Genomic DNA, 19,123 nt, shown 5'->3' with positions numbered 1-19,123 from the left:
ATGGGTTTCAACCTTTCCGCCTGGGCGCTGCGCAATCGCCAGATCGTACTGTTCCTGATGATTTTGCTGGCTGTGGTCGGCGCCTTGTCCTACACCAAGTTGGGGCAGAGTGAAGACCCGCCATTTACCTTCAAGGCCATGGTCATCCGCACCATCTGGCCGGGCGCGAGTGCCGAAGAAGTTTCGCGCCAGGTCACCGAGCGCATTGAAAAGAAGCTGATGGAGACCGGCGAGTACGAGAAGATCGTCTCGTTCTCCCGCCCTGGCGAGTCCCAGGTCACCTTCATGGCCCGCGACTCGATGCATTCGGCTGATATCCCCGAGCTCTGGTACCAGATCCGCAAGAAGGTTGCCGACATCCGGCATACCTTGCCGCCGGGTATCCAGGGGCCGTTCTTCAACGATGAATTCGGCACCACCTTCGGCAATATCTATGCGTTGACCGGCGCAGGCTTTGACTACGCGGTGCTCAAGGACTATGCCGACCGTATCCAGATCCAGCTGCAACGGGTCAAGGATGTCGGCAAGGTCGAGTTGCTCGGTTTGCAGGACGAGAAGATCTGGATCGAGCTGTCCAACCTCAAGCTGGCCACCCTCGGCCTGCCACTGGCGGCCGTGCAGAAGGCCCTGGAAGAGCAGAACGCGGTGAGTACCGCAGGCTTCTTCGAAACCCCGAGTGAACGCCTGCAACTGCGCGTGACCGGGCGCTTCAATACCGTGGAGCAGATCGAGCAGTTCCCGATTCGGGTGGGCGACCGCACCTTCCATATCAGCGATGTGGCCAAGGTCTACCGTGGCTTCAACGACCCACCGGCACCGCGTATGCGCTTCATGGGCGAGGATGCCATCGGGCTGGCCGTGTCGATGAAACCGGGTGGCGACATCCTGGTGTTGGGCAAGGCACTGGAAGCGGACTTTGCCCGCATCACCCAGAACCTGCCGGCCGGCATGGAGCTGCGCAAGGTATCGGATCAGCCAGCGGCGGTGAAGACCGGCGTGGGCGAGTTCGTCCAGGTACTGGTCGAGGCGCTGGCCATCGTGCTGCTGGTGAGCTTCTTCTCCCTGGGCATGCGTACCGGCCTGGTGGTCGCGCTGGCCATCCCGCTGGTGCTGGCGATGACCTTCGCCACCATGTATTACCTGGGCATCGGCTTGCACAAGATTTCCCTCGGCGCGCTGGTGCTGGCGCTGGGGCTGCTGGTGGATGACGCGATCATTGCCGTGGAAATGATGGCGATCAAGATGGAGCAGGGTTTTGACCGCTTCAAGGCGGCCAGCTATGCCTGGACCAGCACGGCCTTCCCGATGCTCACCGGTACGTTGATCACGGCGGCGGGCTTCCTGCCGATTGCCACCGCGCAGTCGGGCACCGGCGAGTACACCCGATCGATCTTCCAGGTGGTGACGATTGCCCTGCTGGCCTCCTGGGTCGCGGCGGTGGTGTTCGTGCCGTACCTGGGCGAGCGGCTGCTGCCGGACCTGGCCAAGCGTCACGCCGAAAAGCACGGCAGCCATGAAGGCGGCCCCGACCCCTACGGCACGCCGTTCTACCAGCGCGTGCGTCGCCTGGTGGGCTGGTGCGTACGCCGGCGCAAGACGGTGATCGTGCTGACTATCGGCCTGTTCATTGGCAGCATCCTGTTGTTCCGCTTTGTACCGCAGCAGTTCTTCCCGGCTTCCGGGCGACTGGAGCTGATGGTCGACCTGAAGCTGGCGGAAGGCGTGTCGCTGAGCAACACCACCGAGAAGGTCAAGCGGCTGGAGGCGATGCTCAAGGAGCATACCGGCATCGACAACTATGTAGCCTACGTGGGCACCGGCTCGCCGCGCTTCTACCTGCCGCTGGACCAGCAATTGCCGGCCGCAAGCTTTGCCCAGTTCGTCGTGCTGGCCAAGACCATCGAAGAGCGTGAAGAGCTGCGCAGTTGGCTGATTGCGATCCTCAACGAGCAGTTCCCGGAGTTGCGTTCACGGGTCACCCGTCTTGAGAACGGCCCACCGGTTGGCTACCCGGTGCAGTTCCGCGTGACTGGCGAGCATATCGAGCAGGTGCGGGCGCTGGCGCGCAAGGTCGCGGCCAAAGTGCGCGAGAACCCGCATGTGGTGAACGTGCACCTGGACTGGGAAGAGCCGAGCAAGGTGGTCTACTTGAACATCGACCAGGAGCGGGCGCGGGCGCTGGGGGTGAGTACCTCGGCACTGTCGACCTTCCTGCAAAGCTCGCTGACCGGCTCCAGCGTCAGCCAGTACCGCGAAGACAACGAGTTGATCGAGATCCTGCTGCGTGGCACGCCGAAGGAGCGTAACGAGCTGTCTGCGCTGCCAAGCCTGGCGGTGCCGACCGACAACGGCCAGAGCGTGGCGTTGTCGCAGATCGCCACGCTGGAATATGGCTTCGAGGAAGGCATCATCTGGCACCGCAACCGCCTGCCGAACGTGACGGTGCGTGCGGATATCTACGGCAAAGAGCAGCCGGTGACCCTGGTCAAGCAGATCCTGCCGACCCTCGATGGGGTGCGCGCGGAACTGCCGGACGGCTACCTGCTGGAAGTGGGCGGTACGGTGGAAGATTCCACCCGTGGGCAGAAGTCGGTGAACGCCGGCGTGCCGCTGTTCATCGTGGTGGTGCTGACCTTGCTGATGCTGCAGTTGCGCAGTTTCTCGCGCACGGTGATGGTGTTCCTGACTGCGCCGCTGGGGCTGATTGGAGTGACCTTGTTCCTGCTGGTGTTCCGGCAGCCGTTCGGCTTTGTGGCGATGCTGGGGACGATTGCGCTGTCGGGGATGATCATGCGCAACTCGGTGATCCTGGTGGACCAGATCGAGCAGGACATCAAGGCCGGCCTGGACCAGTGGCAGGCGATCATCGAGGCGACGGTACGCCGCTTCCGACCGATTGTGCTGACGGCATTGGCGGCGGTGCTGGCGATGATTCCGCTGTCGCGCAGCGTGTTCTTCGGGCCGATGGCGGTGGCGATCATGGGTGGGTTGATCGTGGCGACGGCGTTGACCTTGCTGTTCTTGCCGGCGTTGTATGCGGCGTGGTTCAGGGTCAAGAAAGTGTGAGCGGCTATGCTGGATGAGATTCACTGTGCAAGGGACAACACAGTGCTCATTCAGATAAGGAGCACGCGACATGAATTCATGGCATGGCGTTGTTGTTTCAATCGGGGTGTGCCTGGCCGCAACGGTGCAGGCGCAAGGTGTGATTCATTTTCAGGGGGCGATTGTCGAGCGTAGCTGTGCTGGCGGTCTGCAGCCGGGGTCTACCTTGAAGATGAGTTGCCCGGTGCCGCTGCCCAGCAGTGCACTGAACGTGGAGCGGGTTACCGGCGCAGGCAAGCCGGTGCGGCTGCGTGCGGTGCGGGGGGAGGAGGGGCAATACCAGTTGGTTGACAGTGCAGGGGCTCGGATCCGTACGGGCAGTTACCTGATTACGCTGACATCACCCTGAGCGTTCACGTAAACCTGTAGCCGCTGCCGCCAGGCTGCGCTCGCCTGCAACGCAGGCGCAGCTGTTGGGAGCCCTTGCGGACTCCAGCGCAGCCTGACGGCAGCGGCTACAAAGTTTGCGTCTTAGAGCGTGCCAAAGACCTTCTTGGCCAGGCTGGTCGCCGCTGCCGCAGGGTTCTGGCGAATCGCCTCTTCCTGCTTGCCGATCATCTCGAACAAACCATTGAGCGCTTGTTCGGTTACATAGCCTTCAAGGTTGGTGCTATTTGCATCCACTACGCCGAGAGATGCCGCTTGCCCGGCAAACTTGTTGTACTGCTGCGCCAGGCCCACCTTGTCGGTCGCCTGCTTGACGATAGGCAGGAATTTGGCACGGATCTGTTCGCGGCTGCTCTTGCTCAGGTACTGGGTCGCCGAATCCTTGCCACCGCTGAGAATGCCCTTGGCATCTTCAACGCTCATCTTCTTCACGGCATCCACCAGCAGCGCCTGCGCCTGTGGCACGGCCGCTTCAGCCGCCTTGTTCATGCTGGTTTCCAGCTCTTCGACCTGGGCCCCCATGCCAAAGGTCTTGAGCTTCTTGGCCACCTTGCCCAGGCTACCCGGCAACTCGATACGTACCTCCGGATTGGCGCTGAAGCCACCCGGGGTGCCGAGTTGCTTGACGGCAACCTGCGCACCTTGCGTCAGGGCGTCCTTCAGGCCGCCAGTGGCGTCTTTTTGCGACAGGTCGCCGAGCGACAGCGCCAGTGCGCTGGCCGACAGCAGCAGGCCGGCACACAGGCCGGTAAAGGTCAAAGCAGGACGAAACATGACAATTTCCTTATCTCAACTGAAGACGAACGATCAACGGACCTGGTCGACCTGGATGCGCACCGGCTGGGCATCACTGCCATCAAGCTGGACGCCATGGTGCATGGTATTGATGAACAGCAGCTTGCCATCCAGCTCGATGCGCGCGCTCACCGAATAGCGGTGGCCAGGCTTGATCTGCGCCGGGTCGTAGCTCAGGTGGAACGGCAGCGGCACCTGGCCTTTGACCGGGCCGTTCTGGCTGGCCAGGGTCACCGCCGGAGCGTCCATCAGCGAGACGTCCTGCAGGCTCACGGTCAATGTTGCTGCCGGTGGCAAGGCGATGCGTTGCAGGTAGAACACTTCGCCATCCAGGCTGGCCTTGGTCGGTGCCGGGGTGCTGCTGCACGCGGCGAGCAGGGTGCCGAGGACGGCCAGGGTCAATTTCTTCATTACTCTCTCCTTTGCACGGGCGCCATTGAGTGGCGCCCGTTTTCACTTAAACAGGTTCAATGGCCGGGGTATCCCCCGGCTCTTCGTTGCGGTGCAGCGCCACCTGGCGGATCGACAGGCGAATCTCCGCCGACAGCACCCGCTTGGCCGCGCCTTCCGCCAGCTCGCTCAACTTCTCATGGTAGCCGAGCTTGCCGGCTTCATCCGGGCGCAGCACGCCTTGCTCGATCAGGGTCTGGATGAAATGCCGGAACAGGCTCTTGTCAAAGAATTCCGGGGCATTGAGCCCATGCAGGATCGACAGGCGCTGGGCCATGACCACGCACAGGTCTTCCAGCTCTTCGGCGCTCAGGGTGTTCTGCCCGCTGTTGAGCAGCAGCGCCGTTGCCATGTAGAACCGCTGCAGGGTCTGGGTGATCGCCCGCGCCAGCAGGGTCAGCAGCACGAACTGCCGTGAGCTCGGGGCCGGGCGCAGGTACACGCCATTCTCGAAACGCAGCAGGCCCTGTTCGACGAAGGCCTCCAGCCACTGGTCGACCACGCCGTCGAGTTCGTCGCTGGACCAGCGGATGAACAGCTCCGATTGCAGGTACGGGTACAACGCCTTGGTGTACTGCAGCATCAGCTCGCGGCTCATCCGCGAACTGCTCTGGAAGAAGCTCGCCAGCAATGCCGGCAGGGCAAAGATGTGCAGGACGTTGTTGCGGTAGTAGGTCATCAGCACCGCGTTCTGCTCGTCCAGGTACAGGATGCGCCCCAGGGCGTCCTGTTGCTCGGCGAGCAGGTCCATGCCACGGGCATGGCTGATCAGCGCCAGGCCATCGCCTTCAGGCAGGGTGGTGTGCGGCGAGTAGGGTACTTTGCGCAGCAACGCCAGGTACAGGTCGAGCACCCGCGCCAGGGCACGTTCGTCCAGGGCCAGGCGAGTGGTCGAGAGCAGGGCCAGGGCCACCAGGTTGACCGGGTTGATCGCGGCGGCTTCGTTCAGGTGCTGGGCGACTTTTTCACCCAGGCGCGACGTGGCCTCGTTGAGCCACGCCGGCTTGAATTGCGGGCCGTGATCCAGCTCGCGCCAGCCCGGTTGCTGCTGGTCAAGGAACTGCCCCAGGCGGATCGGCTCGCCGAAGTTGACCGCGACCTGGCCGAAGCGCTGCTTGAGTGCACCGATGACCTTGAAGATGTCGAAGATCGACTCCTTCTTCTTGGTCGCGCCACGCAGCTCACCGAGGTAGGTACGGCCTTCCAGCACGCGCTCATAGCCGATGTACACCGGCACGAAGACGATGGGCGTGCGCGAGGAGCGCAGGAAGCTGCGCAGGGTGATCGCCAGCATGCCGGTTTTCGGTTGCAGCATGCGGCCGGTACGCGAACGGCCACCTTCGACGAAGTACTCCACCGGGAAGCCCTTGGTGAACAAGGTGTGCAGGTATTCGTTGAACACGGCGGTGTACAGCGGGTTGCCCTTGAAGGTGCGGCGCATGAAGAATGCCCCGCCGCGCCGCAGCAGGCCGCCGATCACCGGCATGTTCAGGTTGATCCCGGCGGCGATGTGCGGCGGGGTCAGGCCGTTGCGGAACAACAGGTAGGAGAGCAGCAGGTAGTCGATATGGCTGCGATGGCAGGGCACATAGATGACTTCATGCCCCGGCGCGATGGCCTGGACCTGCTCGATATGGTTGACCTTGATGCCGTCGTAGATCTTGTTCCAGAACCAGCTCAGCACCACTTCAAGGAAACGGATGGCGGTGTAGGTGTAGTCCGAGGCGATCTCGTTGCCGTAGCGCAGGGCCGTGGCTTCAGCCTTGGCCAGCGGGATCTTCTCGCGCTCGGCTTCATCGGCAATCGCCTGGCGCACCAGCGGGTCGTGGACCAGGCCCTTGACCAGGTTGCGCCGGTGCGAGATGTCCGGGCCGATCACGGCGGTCTTCAGGTTGCGAAAATGCACCCGCAACAGACGCTGGGCCATGCGCACGGTGCGTTCATGGCCCTTGTTGTGATCGACCAGCTCGCGCATGTGGATCGGCGCGGAGAACTGCACGCGGGTCTTGCGGCCCAGGATCAGGATGGTCAGCAGGCGACGCAGGCGCCCGGTCACGGCCCAGCTGTCGGCGAACAGCAGCTTCCACGGGCTGTTTTCACTGGCCGGCGACTGGCCCCAGAACACGCTGACCGGAATGATCTGCGCATCCTGTTCAGGCTGCTGGTTCACCGCATTCACCAGCCGCGCCAGGGACGGCGGGGCGCCGCGCTTGTCCTGGCGGCCGAACCAGTCGGGTTCGGGGGTCAGGTAGAAGAAGGCGGCAGGTTCCATCAGCGTGCCCACGGCCACGGGCAATACCGGGCGTGGCAGCCCTGCTTTGGTGCACTCGCGGTCGAGCACCACCAGGTCGGTCAACGACGGCGACTGCAAGGCGTAGAACACTGGCCGGCTGCGGTCCAGGTTCAGGGTGAAGGAAGACTGGTTGATCGTCTCGGAGCGAACCCACAGGTACAACAGGCGGCGCAGGGCGCCGAAGATCAGGCGGCGCAGAGGTGAACGGGTCATACGGTGTGTGCTCTGGATAATAATTTCGAGTACTTGCTCGGTCGGTTAGTGTGCCGTATCCGCGCAAGTTCAGCAAAAAGCGACCCGGTCATAAAAAATATTTCCTGGCTGTCTTATACTCGGTCCGCCACTTGCAGGTTGAATCGGCAAGCGGCGTAAGCGTGGGGCAGGAGAGCCCTGCGTTAACAAGGCGATTCCAAAATAAAAATCCGGAGTAGTTCAGATGTCGTCTCGTGAGACTGGAAGTGTTAAGTGGTTCAATGACGCGAAAGGTTATGGCTTCATTCAGCGTGGGGACGGTGCAGACGTCTTCGTTCATTACCGCGCGATCCGCGGTGAAGGGCATCGCACCCTGATTGAAGGCCAACAGGTTGAATACAACCTGACTCAAGGCCAGAAAGGCTTGCAGGCTGAGGATGTTGTAGGGTTGTAAGCGCGAACCACAAGTTTGCCGCGAGACACCTTATCAGCGAAAAGGCCCGTCGCCGGATCACCGGGACGGGGCTTTCGTAAAGCGATCAGCTGGTGCGCCAGGTAATCTCTTCTTCACCGTCGGCACTGATGCGGATCCAGCGATCGGCATCTTCTTCACCTTCTTCCTCGACCCAGCTGCCGGGTGCACAACGCACTTCGACATTGAGCGCGGCAAAGGCGGCGCGGGCACAGGCGATGTCGTCGTCCCACGGGGTTTTGTCACTTTCCAGGTACAAGCTGTTCCATTTCCCTACAGCCTTCGGTAACCAGGTAACAGCAATGCCCCCGGCCGTGCACTTGTAGGTCTGGCCTTTTTGCGTCCAGTCGCTGCACTCACCCAGTGCGGCACCGAGCCAGGCGGCGATCTGTTTGTGATCGACGTCAGCGTCTTTCAGGTAGATCTCGATATCGGGTTGGCGCATGGGGTTCTCCAGGTGCGGCTCAGTCTTGCAGCACAAAATAATCGTAACGCATCGATACCGTCACCACTAAAGGCTCTGGCTGCTCGATCACGCGCGTGCGTTTTTGCGCACTGGCGCGCCAGCCATGCGGGGTCATCGCCAGCAGGTTGGCACGGTCGGCCGGGGTGACCAGGCTCAGGGTGAAGGTCAGGGTCTCGCTGTGGGCGTGGACCATGCCTTCGGGCACCAGGGCCAGATGCTTGTCGTCGCTGTAGTCGCGCACCTCATCATAGAGCTGCTCTCGCAGCTCCATCAGGTGGCCGCTGGTCGGGCCGACCCGCATCAGGCCGCCACCTGGGCTGAGCAGGCGCTTGGCCTCCTGCCAGTCGAGCGGGCTGAACACGCTGGCGAGGAACTGGCAGCTGGCATCGGCCAGCGGTACGCGGGCCATGCTCGCCACCAGCCAGGTCAGCGCCGGGTTGCGCCGGCAGGCGCGCTTGACCGCTTCACGGGAGATATCCAGGGCATAGCCGTCGGCCTGGGGCAGGGCGTCGGCTATTTGCGCGGTGTAGTAACCCTCGCCGCAGCCGATGTCCAGCCAGCGGCCGGGGGCGCGCTCGGCGGCCAGTTCGGCCAGGCGGCGGGCCACCGGGGCGTAGTGGCCGGCATTGAGGAAGTCGCGGCGGGCTTCCACCATGGCCTGGTTGTCGCCCGGGTCGCGGCTGTTCTTGTGCTGCACCGGCAACAGGTTCAGGTAGCCCTGGCGGGCGCGGTCGAAACGGTGCCCGGCGGGGCAGGCGACACCGTTGTCGGCCGCGCTCAGCGCGGCACTGCAAAGGGGGCAGATGAGCATCAGGCGAGCAGCCGGGTCATGGTCTGGTAGTAGATCTCGGTCAGGACATCGAGGTCGCTGGCCAGTACACGCTCGTTGACCTGGTGAATGGTCGCGTTGACCGGGCCCAGCTCGACGACCTGGGTACCCATGGTGGCGATGAAGCGCCCATCCGAGGTGCCGCCGCTGGTCGAGGCCTTGGTTTCACGGCCGGTGACCGCCTGGATGCTCGCTGATACGGCGTCCAGCAGCTCGCCCGGCTCGGTGAGGAACGGCAGGCCGGACAGCGCCCAGTCGATGCTCCATTCCAGCTGGTGTTTGTCGAGGATGGCCGCGACACGCGCTTGCAGGCCTTCCACCGTGGACTCGGTGGAGAAGCGGAAGTTGAACAGCGCGGTCAGGTCGCCTGGCACCACGTTGGTGGCGCCGGTGCCGGAGTTGAGGTTGGAGATCTGGAAGCTGGTTGGCGGGAAGAAGCTGTTGCCTTCGTCCCAGTGTTCGGCGGCCAGTTCGGCCAGCGCCGGGGCGGCCAGGTGGATCGGGTTCTTCGCCAGGTGCGGGTAGGCCACGTGGCCTTGTACGCCGCGTACGGTCAGCTTGGCGCCGAGCGAGCCGCGACGGCCGTTCTTGACCACGTCACCGACCAGGGTGGTGCTCGACGGCTCGCCGACGATGCACCAGTCCAGGCGCTCGTTGCGTGCGGCGAGGATCTCGACCACGGCCTTGGTGCCGTGGTGGGCCGGGCCTTCTTCGTCACTGGTGATCAGGTAGGCGATCTTGCCCTTGTGGTTCGGGTGGTCGGCGACGAAGCGTTCGGTGGCGACGATCATTGCCGCCAGGCTGCCTTTCATGTCGGCCGCACCGCGACCGCAGAGCATGCCGTCGGCATCGATCAGCGCGTCGAACGGGTCGTTCTGCCAGGCCTGGACCGGGCCGGTGGGGACCACGTCGGTGTGGCCGGCGAAGCACAGGACCGGACCGTCCTGGGTGCCATGGGTAGCCCAGAAGTTGTCGACGTCCTCGATGCGCATCGGCTCGAGCAGGAAGCCGGCAGCGCCCAGGCGTTGCATCATCTGTTTCTGGCAGTCGAAGTCGAGCGGGGTCACCGAGGGGCGACGGATCAGGTCGCAGGCCAGTTCAAGGGTAGGCGAGAGTGCGGCTGGGGCCGTCATGAAAGACTCCGGGGGCAAGGCTGGGCACAGGGAAGGGGCGTTATCTTATAGCAAATCGGGGGGTATGAGGACTCTGTGGGAGCCGGCGTTGCCGGCGATGCAAGGCGCAGCCTTGCCAGAAGCGGGCCGTCGCCGGCCCATCGCCGGCAAGGCCGGCTCCCACAGGTAAGTGCTATGTCAGGAGGCTTGTGCCGGTTCAGTCGCTTCAAGCGGTTTTGGCAGCGACGACAGCAGGGCCATGATCAGCGCCGCCAGGTACGGCAGCGACTGCACCAGCAGCATGGCTACCCAGAAACGCATGTCGTTGCTCGGCAAGCCCTGGACCAGGTAGATCCCCGCTGCCGCGCCCCACAACAGCAGCATGATGAACAGCTCCTCACGCGCTTCCGAAAGCGCCACCAGCACGCCATGGCTGTCGGCATTCTTCGGGGTGCGGAAGAACGGAATGCTGCTGGTGAAGAACCCGTACAGCACCGCCTTGGCAATCGTGTGCGACAACGCCAGCCCGGCCAACGCGGCAGCGAAGGCGTCCTTGAGGTTGACCCCTACCGCGCGACGGTAGAGGAACACGATCTTGCCAACCTTGAACACGAACAGCGCCAGCGGCGGGATCGCGAAGATCAGCAGCGGCGGGTCGACCCGCTGCGGCACGATGATCATCGCCGCCGACCACAACAGCGCGCCGACAGTGAAGAAGATGTTCATGCCATCGGCAATCCACGGCAGCCAACCTGCGAGGAAGTGGTAGCGCTGGCCACGGGTCAGCTCGGTGTCCTTGCCGCGCAGCAGGCTGGAGGTGTGGCGCTTGATGATCTGGATCGCGCCATAGGCCCAGCGGAAGCGCTGCTTCTTGAAGTCGATGAAGGTGTCCGGCATCAGGCCCTTGCCGTAGCTCTCGTGAGAGTAGGCCGCCGAATAACCCTTCTCGAAGACCCGCAGGCCCAGCTCGGCGTCTTCACAGATGCACCAGTCGGCCCAGCCCAGCTCTTCGAGCACCGAGCGCCGGGTCATGGTCATGGTGCCGTGCTGGATGATCGCGTCACGGTCGTTGCGGGTGACCATGCCGATATGGAAGAAGCCCTTGTATTCCGAGTAGCAGAGCTTCTTGAAGGTGCTTTCGTTCTGGTCGCGGTAGTCCTGCGGCGACTGCACCACGGCGATTTTCGGGTCGGCGAAGTGCGGCACCATGTGCTTGAGCCAGTTGCGGTCGACGCAGTAGTCCGAGTCGATCACGGCAATCACTTCCGCGTCCTTGGCGGTGTGCGGGATCAGGTAGTTCAGTGCACCGCCCTTGAAGCCAGCCAGCGGCGAGACGTGGAAGAACTTGAAGCGCTCGCCGAGCATCTCGCAATGCGCCTTGATCGGCTCCCAGACGGCCGGGTCCTTGGTGTTGTTGTCGATGATCAGGACTTCGTAGTCCGGATAATCCAGCGCCGCCAGGGCATTGAGGGTCTGCTTGACCATCTCCGGCGGCTCGTTGTAGCACGGTACATGCACCGAGACCTTCGGTCGGTAGGCGCTGTCGGCCTGTACCGGGAGGAACAGCCGGCGCCGCTTGTGCGTCCAGACCGCCTCGGCCAGTTCATGGGCTTCGGTCAGCAACACGATGAACACCCCGAGCGCGCCCAGGGCGAGCAGGAAGCCCACGGTCAGGCTGAACCAGGTGCTGTATTGCTGGCTGTAGTCGTAGCCGATCCACACCAGCACCGAACCGCAAAGGAATGCGGTGAAGGTCAGGAAGGTCCGGCCGCGTTGGCGCAACGCCGAGCCGTCGATCAGCAGCAAGGCCAGCGAGAGCATCGCCAACACCACCGAGCCGACCGCCAGTACCCGCCATTGCGGAATCGCTACCACCGGGCCTTCAAAGTTGAACTTCTGCTGGCGGGCGGCGTTGAACACGCCCCAGTACGCCCCCACCGAACCCTCGTCGCTGGCCTTCCACGGCTGGTCGTAGGCTTCGATGACGAAGTAGTTGTAGCCCTGGCGGTTGAGCTTGTTGACCAGGGTGCGCAGGTAGATGGCCTGGTCCGCCTGGGTGGCGTCGGCGCCGCCGCGCATGCGCCCGTTGCTCGGCCAGCCGACCTCGGACAGCAGCAGCGGTTTGCGCGGGAACAGGTGCTTCATGTCGCGGGCGCGGTCGAGCACGAACTGCCCGGCGTCCTTCATCGGGATGAACTCCCAGTACGGCAGGATGTGCGCGGCGATCAGGTCGACGTGCTTGGCCAGCTCCGGATGTTCCTTCCAGATGTGCCACTGCTCACTGGTGGTGACCGGCACCTTGACGGCTGCGCGCACGCGGTCCAGATACTGGATCAGCGCTTCAGGGGTGATCTCCTTGCGGAACAGCGCCTCGTTGCCGACCATCACCCGTACAACGCTGCGCGAGGTGTTGGCCAGTTCGATGGCTTTCTGGATCTCGCGCTCGTTGCGCTCCTGGTCGGGGCTGATCCACACGCCCAGGGTCACCCGCAGGCCGAACTCTTCGGCCAGGCGCGGAATCTCCGCCTGGGTGCCTTCAACGGTGTAGATACGGATGCTGTCGGTCAGCTTGCTCAGCTGCTCGAGGTCCTGGCGGATCTCGTCCTCGGTGGGGTATTGGCCCTTCTGCGGGCTTTCACCCAGGCGGAATGGCGAATAGGAGAAGCCGGAGATCTGTTCCGGCCAGTCAGGAGCGGAGACCGGGCGGTTGATCAATGCCCAGAACCCGGTGAACAGCGCAGCGATGGCCACGACTATTACCAGGTTGATACCAAATTTACGCGATGACATAGGTAGTTCGGGTTCCGAAGTGTGGAACGGGCAGGCGCTGGAGGCACCGATCCTGCGTGATAACCGAATCGACGCCGTAGGGCGTTTTCAGGTTAGTGCTTGGATGTGATTCAGTGACCGAAGTTCTGAAGCCCGTGCAGTTGTCGTCCAGGACTTGGGGTTGCTCTCTACATTAAAGCAGGATTACAACAGGCATTACCAATGCCTACGGCCAACCTGCCGTCCGTGATGGGCTGTCATTGAGCGCCAGCAGGCCTATAATGCGCGCCGGTTTTTTCGGGTTTGCACCATGAGTACAGAAGATCCACGCTTTGCCGGCGTTGCCCGGTTGTACGGCCTTGAGGGCCTGCAGCGCCTGCGCGCGGCCCATGTGGCCATTGTCGGCATCGGCGGTGTCGGCTCCTGGGCGGCCGAAGCCATCGCCCGCAGTGGTGTGGGCGAAATCTCGTTGTTCGACCTGGACGATGTCTGCGTCAGCAACACCAATCGTCAGTCGCATGCGCTGGAAGGCAATGTGGGGCGGCCAAAGGTCGAGGTCATGGCTGAGCGCCTGCGCGCAATCAACCCTGATTGCACGGTGCATGCGGTGTCTGATTTCGTCACCCGCGAGACGATGAGCGAGTACATCACCGAAGACATCGACTACGTGATCGACTGCATCGACGCGACCATGGCCAAGGCGTCACTGATCTCGTGGTGCAAGCGGCGCAAGATCGGCATCATCACCACCGGTGGCGCCGGTGGGCAGATCGACCCGACGCAGATCCAGGTCGCAGACCTCAACCGTACGGTCAACGACCCGCTGGCTTCACGGGTACGCTCTACCTTGCGCCGGGACCACGGCTTCTCGCGCAACGTCAGCCGCAACTACAGCGTGCCCTGCGTGTATTCCACCGAGCAGCTGCGTTATCCGAAGCCGGATGGCGGCGTGTGCCTGCAAAAGAGTTTCGTCGGTGATGGGGTCAAGCTGGACTGCGCCGGTGGCTTTGGCGCGGTGATGATGGTCACGGCGACCTTCGGCATGGTCGCCGCGAGCAAGACCGTGGACAAGCTGGTGGCGGGCACCCGTCGCCCGTCCGAGCGCAAGAAGCCCGCTCAGCCGCCTGCGGCGAGCTGAGCCATACGTTGCAGCACGGCGTTCAGGCCGTTGCTGCGCGAAGGCGAGAGCTGTCGGCCGAGCCCCAGTTGGGTGAACCAGGCCGGCAGGTCCAGTTGCTGCAGCTCGGCGCTGGACAAGCCTTCGACACGCACCAGCAGCAAGGCCAGCAAGCCGCGAATCAGGCGTGCATCGCTGCCGGCATTGAAGTGCCAGCGGCCGTCCTGCTGACGCGACACCAGCCACACCTTGCTTTCGCAGCCGTGCACCCGGTTGTCGTCCGATTTCTCTTCATCACTCAGCGCGCTCAGGCGTTCGCCCCATTGCATCAGCAGGCGTGCGCGCTGCTCCCAGCCCGACGCTTGCTCGAAGCTGTCCAGAGCCTCCTGGGCGGCAGTCGACAGGCTCATCGCAGCAGCTCCAGGCCTTGATCCAGCGCGCTGAAGAAACGCTGCAAATCATCCGAGTCGTTGTACAGCGCCAGCGACACCCGAATCGCACCGTCCAGCCCCAGGCTGCCGAGCAGCGGCATGGCGCAGTGATGGCCGGCGCGCACGGCGATGCCCTGTTCGGTCAGCAGGTGGGCGAGGTCGGAATTGTGCACGCCCTCGACGACAAAGCTGGCCAGGGCCAGTTGCGGTTGGCCGAGCACGCGGATGCCTTCGCGGTCGTGCAGGCCGCGCAGCAGATGGCGGTGCAGGGCGGCTTCGTGTTCGACCACGGCGTGTGGGTCGAGGCTGGCCAGGTAGTCGAGGCTGGCGCCCAGGCCGATCACCCCGGCAATCGGCGGGGTCCCTGCCTCAAAACCCAGCGGCGCCGGGCGAAAGCTCGCCTGCTGGTAGTCGGCCAACTGGACCATCTCGCCACCGAACTGCCAATGACGCAGGCGCGCCAGTGCCTCGGGCCGGCCATAAAGCACGCCGACGCCATCCGGGCCGTACAGCTTGTGGCTGGAAAACACATAAAAGTCGCAGCCAAGCTGGCGCACATCCTGACGGCCATGCACCACGCCCTGGGCGCCATCAACCACGGTCAATGCGCCTTGGGCGCGGGCATGGTCGAGCAGTGCTTGCAGCGGCTGCCAGGTGCCGAGCACGTTGGACAGTTGGCTGACGGCGAGCAGGCGGGTACGCGGGCCGATCAGTTGCAGGGCCGCATCCAGGTCGATGTGCCCGCTGCTGTCCAGCGGCAGGATTACCAGCCGTAGGCCACGGCGCTTGGCCAGTTGTTGCCAGGGCAGCAGGTTGGCGTGGTGTTCCAGGGCGCTGATGGCGATTTCTTCACCGGCCTCGAACTGTGCCTCCAGGCCATACGCCAGCAGGTTCAGCGCCGAGGTGGCGCCATGGGTAAAGACGATTTGTTGGGCATCGGCGGCATTCAGCCAGCCGGCGACCTTTTCCCGGGTGGCTTCGAAGGCCTGGGTGGCCAGGGCTCCCGGTAAATGCTGGGCACGGTGCACATTGGCGGCGCCGTGGCCGTAATAGTGGCTCAGGGCATCGAGCAGGGCTTGCGGTTTTTGCGTGGTGGCAGCGTTGTCCAGATAGGTCTGGTGCTGCCGTTGCAGAGCGGCGATGGCCGGAAAGTCGGCGCGCCACGGGGAGGGCTGGAACATGATGTCGGGACCTGGGTATCGGGCCTGGCGATGTGCCAGACCCGATCGTACCACTTAGTTGTGCGCGTGCAGTGCTTCGTTCAGCTCGATGGCCGACTTGTGGGTTTTGCATTCCACAGCGCCGGTTTCCGAGTTGCGACGGAACAGCAGGTCTGGCTGGCCAGCCAGGTCACGGGCCTTGACCACTTTTACCAGTTGGTTCTGCTCGTCGAGCAGTGCCACTTTGGTGCCGGCGGTGACGTACAGGCCGGACTCGACCGTGTTGCGGTCGCCCAGCGGGATGCCGATACCGGCGTTGGCGCCGATCAGGCAGCCTTCACCGACCTTGATCACGATGTTGCCGCCACCGGACAGGGTGCCCATGGTCGAGCAACCGCCGCCCAGGTCCGAACCCTTGCCGACGAAGACGCCTGCGGAAACGCGGCCTTCGATCATGCCCGGGCCTTCGGTGCCGGCGTTAAAGTTGACGAAACCTTCGTGCATGATGGTGGTGCCTTCGCCGATGTAGGCACCCAGGCGGACACGGGCGCTGTCGGCGATACGCACGCCGCTCGGCACCACGTAGTCGGTCATTTTCGGGAACTTGTCCACCGAGAACACTTCCAGCAGCTCGCCCTTGAGGCGCGCTTCCAGCTGAGCGCCGGCCAGTTCGTTCAGGTCGATTGCGCCCTGGCTGGTCCAGGCTACGTTCGGCAGCAGCGGGAAGATGCCGGCCAGGTTCAGGCCGTGCGGCTTGACCAGGCGGTGCGAGAGCAGGTGCAGCTTCAGGTAGGCTTCCGGGGTGGAAGTCAGTGCGCCATCTTCGGCCAGCAGGGTGACCACCAGCGGCTTGTTGCTTTCGGCCAGACGGGTCAGCAGGGCGGCCTGGGCGGCGTTGATGCTCTTGATGGCTTCAGCCAGCTGCGCGGCTTGTGCGTTGCTGAAGGCCATGGCCTGGTTGCCGCCTTCATAGCCGAGGATCGGCGTGATGGCAGCGATCAGCTCGGCCGATGGGTTGACCAGTGGCTGAGCGTAGAAAACTTCCAGCCAAGCGCCTTGACGGTTCTGGGTGCCGACACCGAAGGCCAGGCTGAACAGGGAAGTGGACATGCAGTTACCTCTTGCGAAATTGAATGAAAACGTCGGGGTCAGCGCAGGGCTGCCGCGTACAGGTCCGGCTTGAAGCCGACCAGCGTCTTGTCACCAAGGTCGAGCACCGGGCGCTTGATCATCGACGGCTGGGCCAGCATCAGCTCGACGGCCTTGGCCTGGTCGAGGTCGGCCTTCTGGGCGTCATCGAGTTTGCGGAAAGTGGTTCCGGCGCGGTTCAGGACCACCTGCCAGCCGTGCTCGTCGCACCAGCGGTTCAGGTGATCACGGTCGATACCTTGGCTTTTATAGTCGTGGAAATCGTAGCCGATGGCCTGTTCTTCAAGCCAGGTACGGGCCTTTTTCATCGTGTCACAGGCTTTGATGCCGTAAAGAGTGTAAGCCATTGAACGTTAAGGGCTGCCGGGCATTGCCGAAACGGCCCCTAGACTCCTCGAAGAATGGGTGGGCAGGATTATGCTGTATCCCCGATGCGCGCGCCACGGTTGCGGCACCTTGGCCGACCTGACGTGCCTGTGCCTGGCAGGGTAACCGGGTTTTATGACGGTCAGGTGCAGTGGCAGATGTGTGTCGTGGTGTTGCGTGGCGGCCGTTGGTCTGCGACTTTCGTGTAGCGGCCCGCACCCTGCCGGAGCAGCTACCATGTGCCTTCAATGGCATTGCCCTGGCCGGGAGGCGGGCAGGGCCACTGTGCACCATCGACTTTGAACAGGAAACACGCCGTATGCAGTCAGCCTATACCGTCCTCATTCTGCTGATGCTGGTCAGTGTCTCCAAACTGCTAGGGCGAATCATCCCGCTGCCGCTGCCCCTGGTGCAGATCGGCGCCGGCGCGTTGCTGGCCTGGCCGACCCTGGGCCTGCATGTGGCGCTCGACCCTGAGTTGTTCCTCTTCCTGTTCCTGCCGCCCCTGCTGTTCTCCGATGGCTGGCGCATACCCAAGCGCGAGTTCTGGAAACTGCGCGGGCCGATCCTGACCATGGCGGTGGGCCTGGTGCTGTTTACCGTGGTGGGGGCGGGGTATTTCATTCACTGGATCCTGCCGAGTATTCCCCTGCCGGTGGCGTTCGCGCTGGCAGCGGTGCTGTCGCCGACGGACGCCGTGGCAGTCTCGGCGATCACCCAGAACCGTTTGCCGACGCCGATGATGCACATGCTCCAGGGCGAAGCGCTGATGAATGACGCCTCGGGCCTGGTGACCTTCAAGTTTGCCTTGGTCGCGGCGATCACCGGGGCCTTCTCGCTGGCCCAGGCCAGCGTGGCCTTCGTGCTGGTGGCGGTGGGTGGCCTGGCCATCGGGGTGGCCTTGAGCTGGCTGGTCGGGCGCCTGCGTGCGTGGATGATCGCCCGCGGCTGGGACGACCCGGCGACCCACGTGGTGTTCATGTTGCTGCTGCCGTTTGCCGCGTATGTACTGGCCGAGCGGTTGGGGGCCTCGGGCATTCTCTCGGCGGTGGCGGCGGGCATGATGCAGAGCTGGCTCGACCTGTTGCCGCGCCAGACCAGCACCCGCCTGCTCAATCGCAGTGTCTGGTCGTTGCTGGAGTTTGCTTTCAACGGGCTGATCTTCCTGCTGCTGGGCCTGCAATTGCCCGACATCATCAAGGCGGTGGCCAGCCATGAGTCGTCGTTGTGGCCAACATTGTTGTGGCGTTGCCTGGATGTGGTGGCGATCTTCCTGGTGCTGGTGGCCTTGCGCTTTATCTGGGTGCAGTGCATCTGGCGGCTGATCGGGGTGCTGCGGCGCTGGCGCGGCAAGGGCGAACTGGTGGAGTTGCCCAATGCCCGCTCGGCCTGGTTGATGACCGTGGGCGGGGTACGCGGGGCGGTGACGCTGGCGGGCGTGATGTCGGTGCCGTTGTTGATCAGCGCGGGTGTGGGCTTCCCCGAACGTGACCTGCTGATCTTCATTGCGGCGGGGGTCATTCTGCTATCGCTGGTGACTGCCTGTGTCGCCTTGCCGGTGTTGCTGCGTGGCGTGGCCAAAAGCCCGGACGATGCCTTGCGCCATGAAGTGCAGCAGGCCTGGAAACTGACGGCAGAGGCGGCGATTCGGGCGCTGGAGGCCGAGGAAGTGGTCGAGGCCAATCAGGCCCAGGACGCTGCCCAGGACGCGGCGCATGCGTCATTGGCGACGGAATTGAAGGCGCGCTTGATGGCCGAGTATCGCCATCAACTGGAAGTGTTCAACGATAATGCGGAGGCGCAGGCGCTGGCCGAGCAGATGGACCTGTTGGAGCGACGCTTGCGGGTGAAGGCGCTGCGGGCGCAGCGGCTGGAGTTGTACAACCTGCGTCGGCATGACCAGATTGGTGATGATGTGTTGCGTGAGGTGTTGGGGGAGCTGGATCTGAGCGAAGCGAATCTGGGGCAGGTGAAGTAGGCGGGGCGGCTTATCGCCGGCAAGGCCGGCTCCCACAGTATCCCTGTGGGAG

General features: G+C 63.6%; 16 protein-coding genes. 5 read left to right on the top strand and 11 right to left on the bottom strand.

Features of this window, described 5'->3' with window-relative positions:
* Together M5G11_RS06450 and M5G11_RS06445 are read left to right on the top strand one after the other, a co-directional pair.
* Positions 1–3,066: an efflux RND transporter permease subunit gene (locus M5G11_RS06450; protein WP_273908656.1), complete on the top strand. Its 3,066-nt coding sequence runs from the start codon at positions 1–3 to the stop codon at positions 3,064–3,066.
* Positions 3,067–3,136: 70 nt separating this feature from the next.
* Complete coding sequence (locus tag M5G11_RS06445; protein WP_273908657.1) at positions 3,137–3,454, top strand: type 1 fimbrial protein; 318 nt, start codon at positions 3,137–3,139, stop codon at positions 3,452–3,454.
* Positions 3,455–3,576: 122 nt separating this feature from the next.
* Here the strand turns inward: M5G11_RS06445 and M5G11_RS06440 are convergent, their stop codons facing one another.
* Genes M5G11_RS06440 through plsB form a run of 3 tightly spaced genes read right to left on the bottom strand, consistent with a single transcriptional unit; the run spans position 3,577 to position 7,243 of the window.
* Positions 3,577–4,266, bottom strand: a complete 690-nt coding sequence (locus tag M5G11_RS06440) for a DUF4197 domain-containing protein (RefSeq protein ID WP_273908658.1) — start codon at positions 4,264–4,266, stop codon at positions 3,577–3,579.
* 33 nt (positions 4,267–4,299) lie between these two features.
* Positions 4,300–4,698: a YbaY family lipoprotein gene (locus tag M5G11_RS06435; protein ID WP_273908660.1), complete on the bottom strand. Its 399-nt coding sequence runs from the start codon at positions 4,696–4,698 to the stop codon at positions 4,300–4,302.
* 46 nt (positions 4,699–4,744) lie between these two features.
* The gene (gene plsB / locus M5G11_RS06430; RefSeq protein WP_273908662.1) at positions 4,745–7,243 is read right to left on the bottom strand and encodes a glycerol-3-phosphate 1-O-acyltransferase PlsB; all 2,499 of its coding nucleotides are present in this window, start codon (positions 7,241–7,243) and stop codon (positions 4,745–4,747) included.
* Between the two features lie 223 nt (positions 7,244–7,466).
* Here plsB and M5G11_RS06425 point away from each other — a divergent pair, with 223 nt between their 5' ends.
* Positions 7,467–7,676, top strand: coding sequence for a cold shock domain-containing protein (locus M5G11_RS06425; protein WP_273908664.1), 210 nt, complete (start codon positions 7,467–7,469; stop codon positions 7,674–7,676).
* Positions 7,677–7,761: 85 nt separating this feature from the next.
* Here the strand turns inward: M5G11_RS06425 and M5G11_RS06420 are convergent, their stop codons facing one another.
* From M5G11_RS06420 to M5G11_RS06405, 4 genes are all read right to left on the bottom strand, one after another.
* Entirely contained in the window at positions 7,762–8,139 is a 378-nt protein-coding gene (locus M5G11_RS06420) for a hypothetical protein (RefSeq protein WP_273908666.1), read from the bottom strand.
* Between the two features lie 19 nt (positions 8,140–8,158).
* Entirely contained in the window at positions 8,159–8,971 is an 813-nt protein-coding gene (locus tag M5G11_RS06415) for a putative RNA methyltransferase (protein WP_273908668.1), read from the bottom strand.
* Positions 8,971–10,122: a succinyl-diaminopimelate desuccinylase gene (gene dapE, locus M5G11_RS06410; protein ID WP_273908670.1), complete on the bottom strand. Its 1,152-nt coding sequence runs from the start codon at positions 10,120–10,122 to the stop codon at positions 8,971–8,973. Before dapE ends, M5G11_RS06415 begins: the two co-directional genes overlap by 1 nt.
* Positions 10,123–10,299: 177 nt before the next feature.
* Complete coding sequence (locus tag M5G11_RS06405; RefSeq protein ID WP_273908671.1) at positions 10,300–12,891, bottom strand: glycosyltransferase; 2,592 nt, start codon at positions 12,889–12,891, stop codon at positions 10,300–10,302.
* Between the two features lie 289 nt (positions 12,892–13,180).
* Here M5G11_RS06405 and tcdA point away from each other — a divergent pair, with 289 nt between their 5' ends.
* Positions 13,181–14,008, top strand: coding sequence for a tRNA cyclic N6-threonylcarbamoyladenosine(37) synthase TcdA (gene tcdA / locus M5G11_RS06400; RefSeq protein ID WP_273908673.1), 828 nt, complete (start codon positions 13,181–13,183; stop codon positions 14,006–14,008).
* On the opposite strand, the gene M5G11_RS06395 is transcribed toward tcdA, so the two are convergent.
* Genes M5G11_RS06395 through M5G11_RS06380 form a run of 4 tightly spaced genes read right to left on the bottom strand, consistent with a single transcriptional unit; the run spans position 13,987 to position 17,074 of the window.
* Positions 13,987–14,397 (bottom strand): SufE family protein, encoded by a 411-nt coding sequence (locus tag M5G11_RS06395; RefSeq protein WP_273908674.1) that lies wholly within the window; start codon positions 14,395–14,397, stop codon positions 13,987–13,989. The genes tcdA and M5G11_RS06395 overlap by 22 nt on opposite strands.
* Entirely contained in the window at positions 14,394–15,599 is a 1,206-nt protein-coding gene (locus tag M5G11_RS06390) for an aminotransferase class V-fold PLP-dependent enzyme (RefSeq protein WP_273908676.1), read from the bottom strand. The genes M5G11_RS06395 and M5G11_RS06390 overlap by 4 nt, the downstream gene beginning before the upstream one ends.
* Before the next feature lie 54 nt (positions 15,600–15,653).
* Positions 15,654–16,688: a 2,3,4,5-tetrahydropyridine-2,6-dicarboxylate N-succinyltransferase gene (gene dapD, locus M5G11_RS06385; RefSeq protein ID WP_273908678.1), complete on the bottom strand. Its 1,035-nt coding sequence runs from the start codon at positions 16,686–16,688 to the stop codon at positions 15,654–15,656.
* Positions 16,689–16,726: 38 nt separating this feature from the next.
* Positions 16,727–17,074, bottom strand: coding sequence for an ArsC family reductase (locus M5G11_RS06380; protein ID WP_273908679.1), 348 nt, complete (start codon positions 17,072–17,074; stop codon positions 16,727–16,729).
* 338 nt (positions 17,075–17,412) lie between these two features.
* Here M5G11_RS06380 and M5G11_RS06375 point away from each other — a divergent pair, with 338 nt between their 5' ends.
* Positions 17,413–19,071, top strand: a complete 1,659-nt coding sequence (locus tag M5G11_RS06375; protein WP_273908681.1) for a Na+/H+ antiporter — start codon at positions 17,413–17,415, stop codon at positions 19,069–19,071.
* Positions 19,072–19,123 lie beyond the last annotated feature (52 nt).

The organism is Pseudomonas fontis (assembly GCF_028656955.1).
GTDB classification, from domain to species: Bacteria; Pseudomonadota; Gammaproteobacteria; order Pseudomonadales; family Pseudomonadaceae; genus Aquipseudomonas; species Aquipseudomonas fontis.
This window is presented reverse-complemented; position numbering and strand designations above follow the sequence as displayed.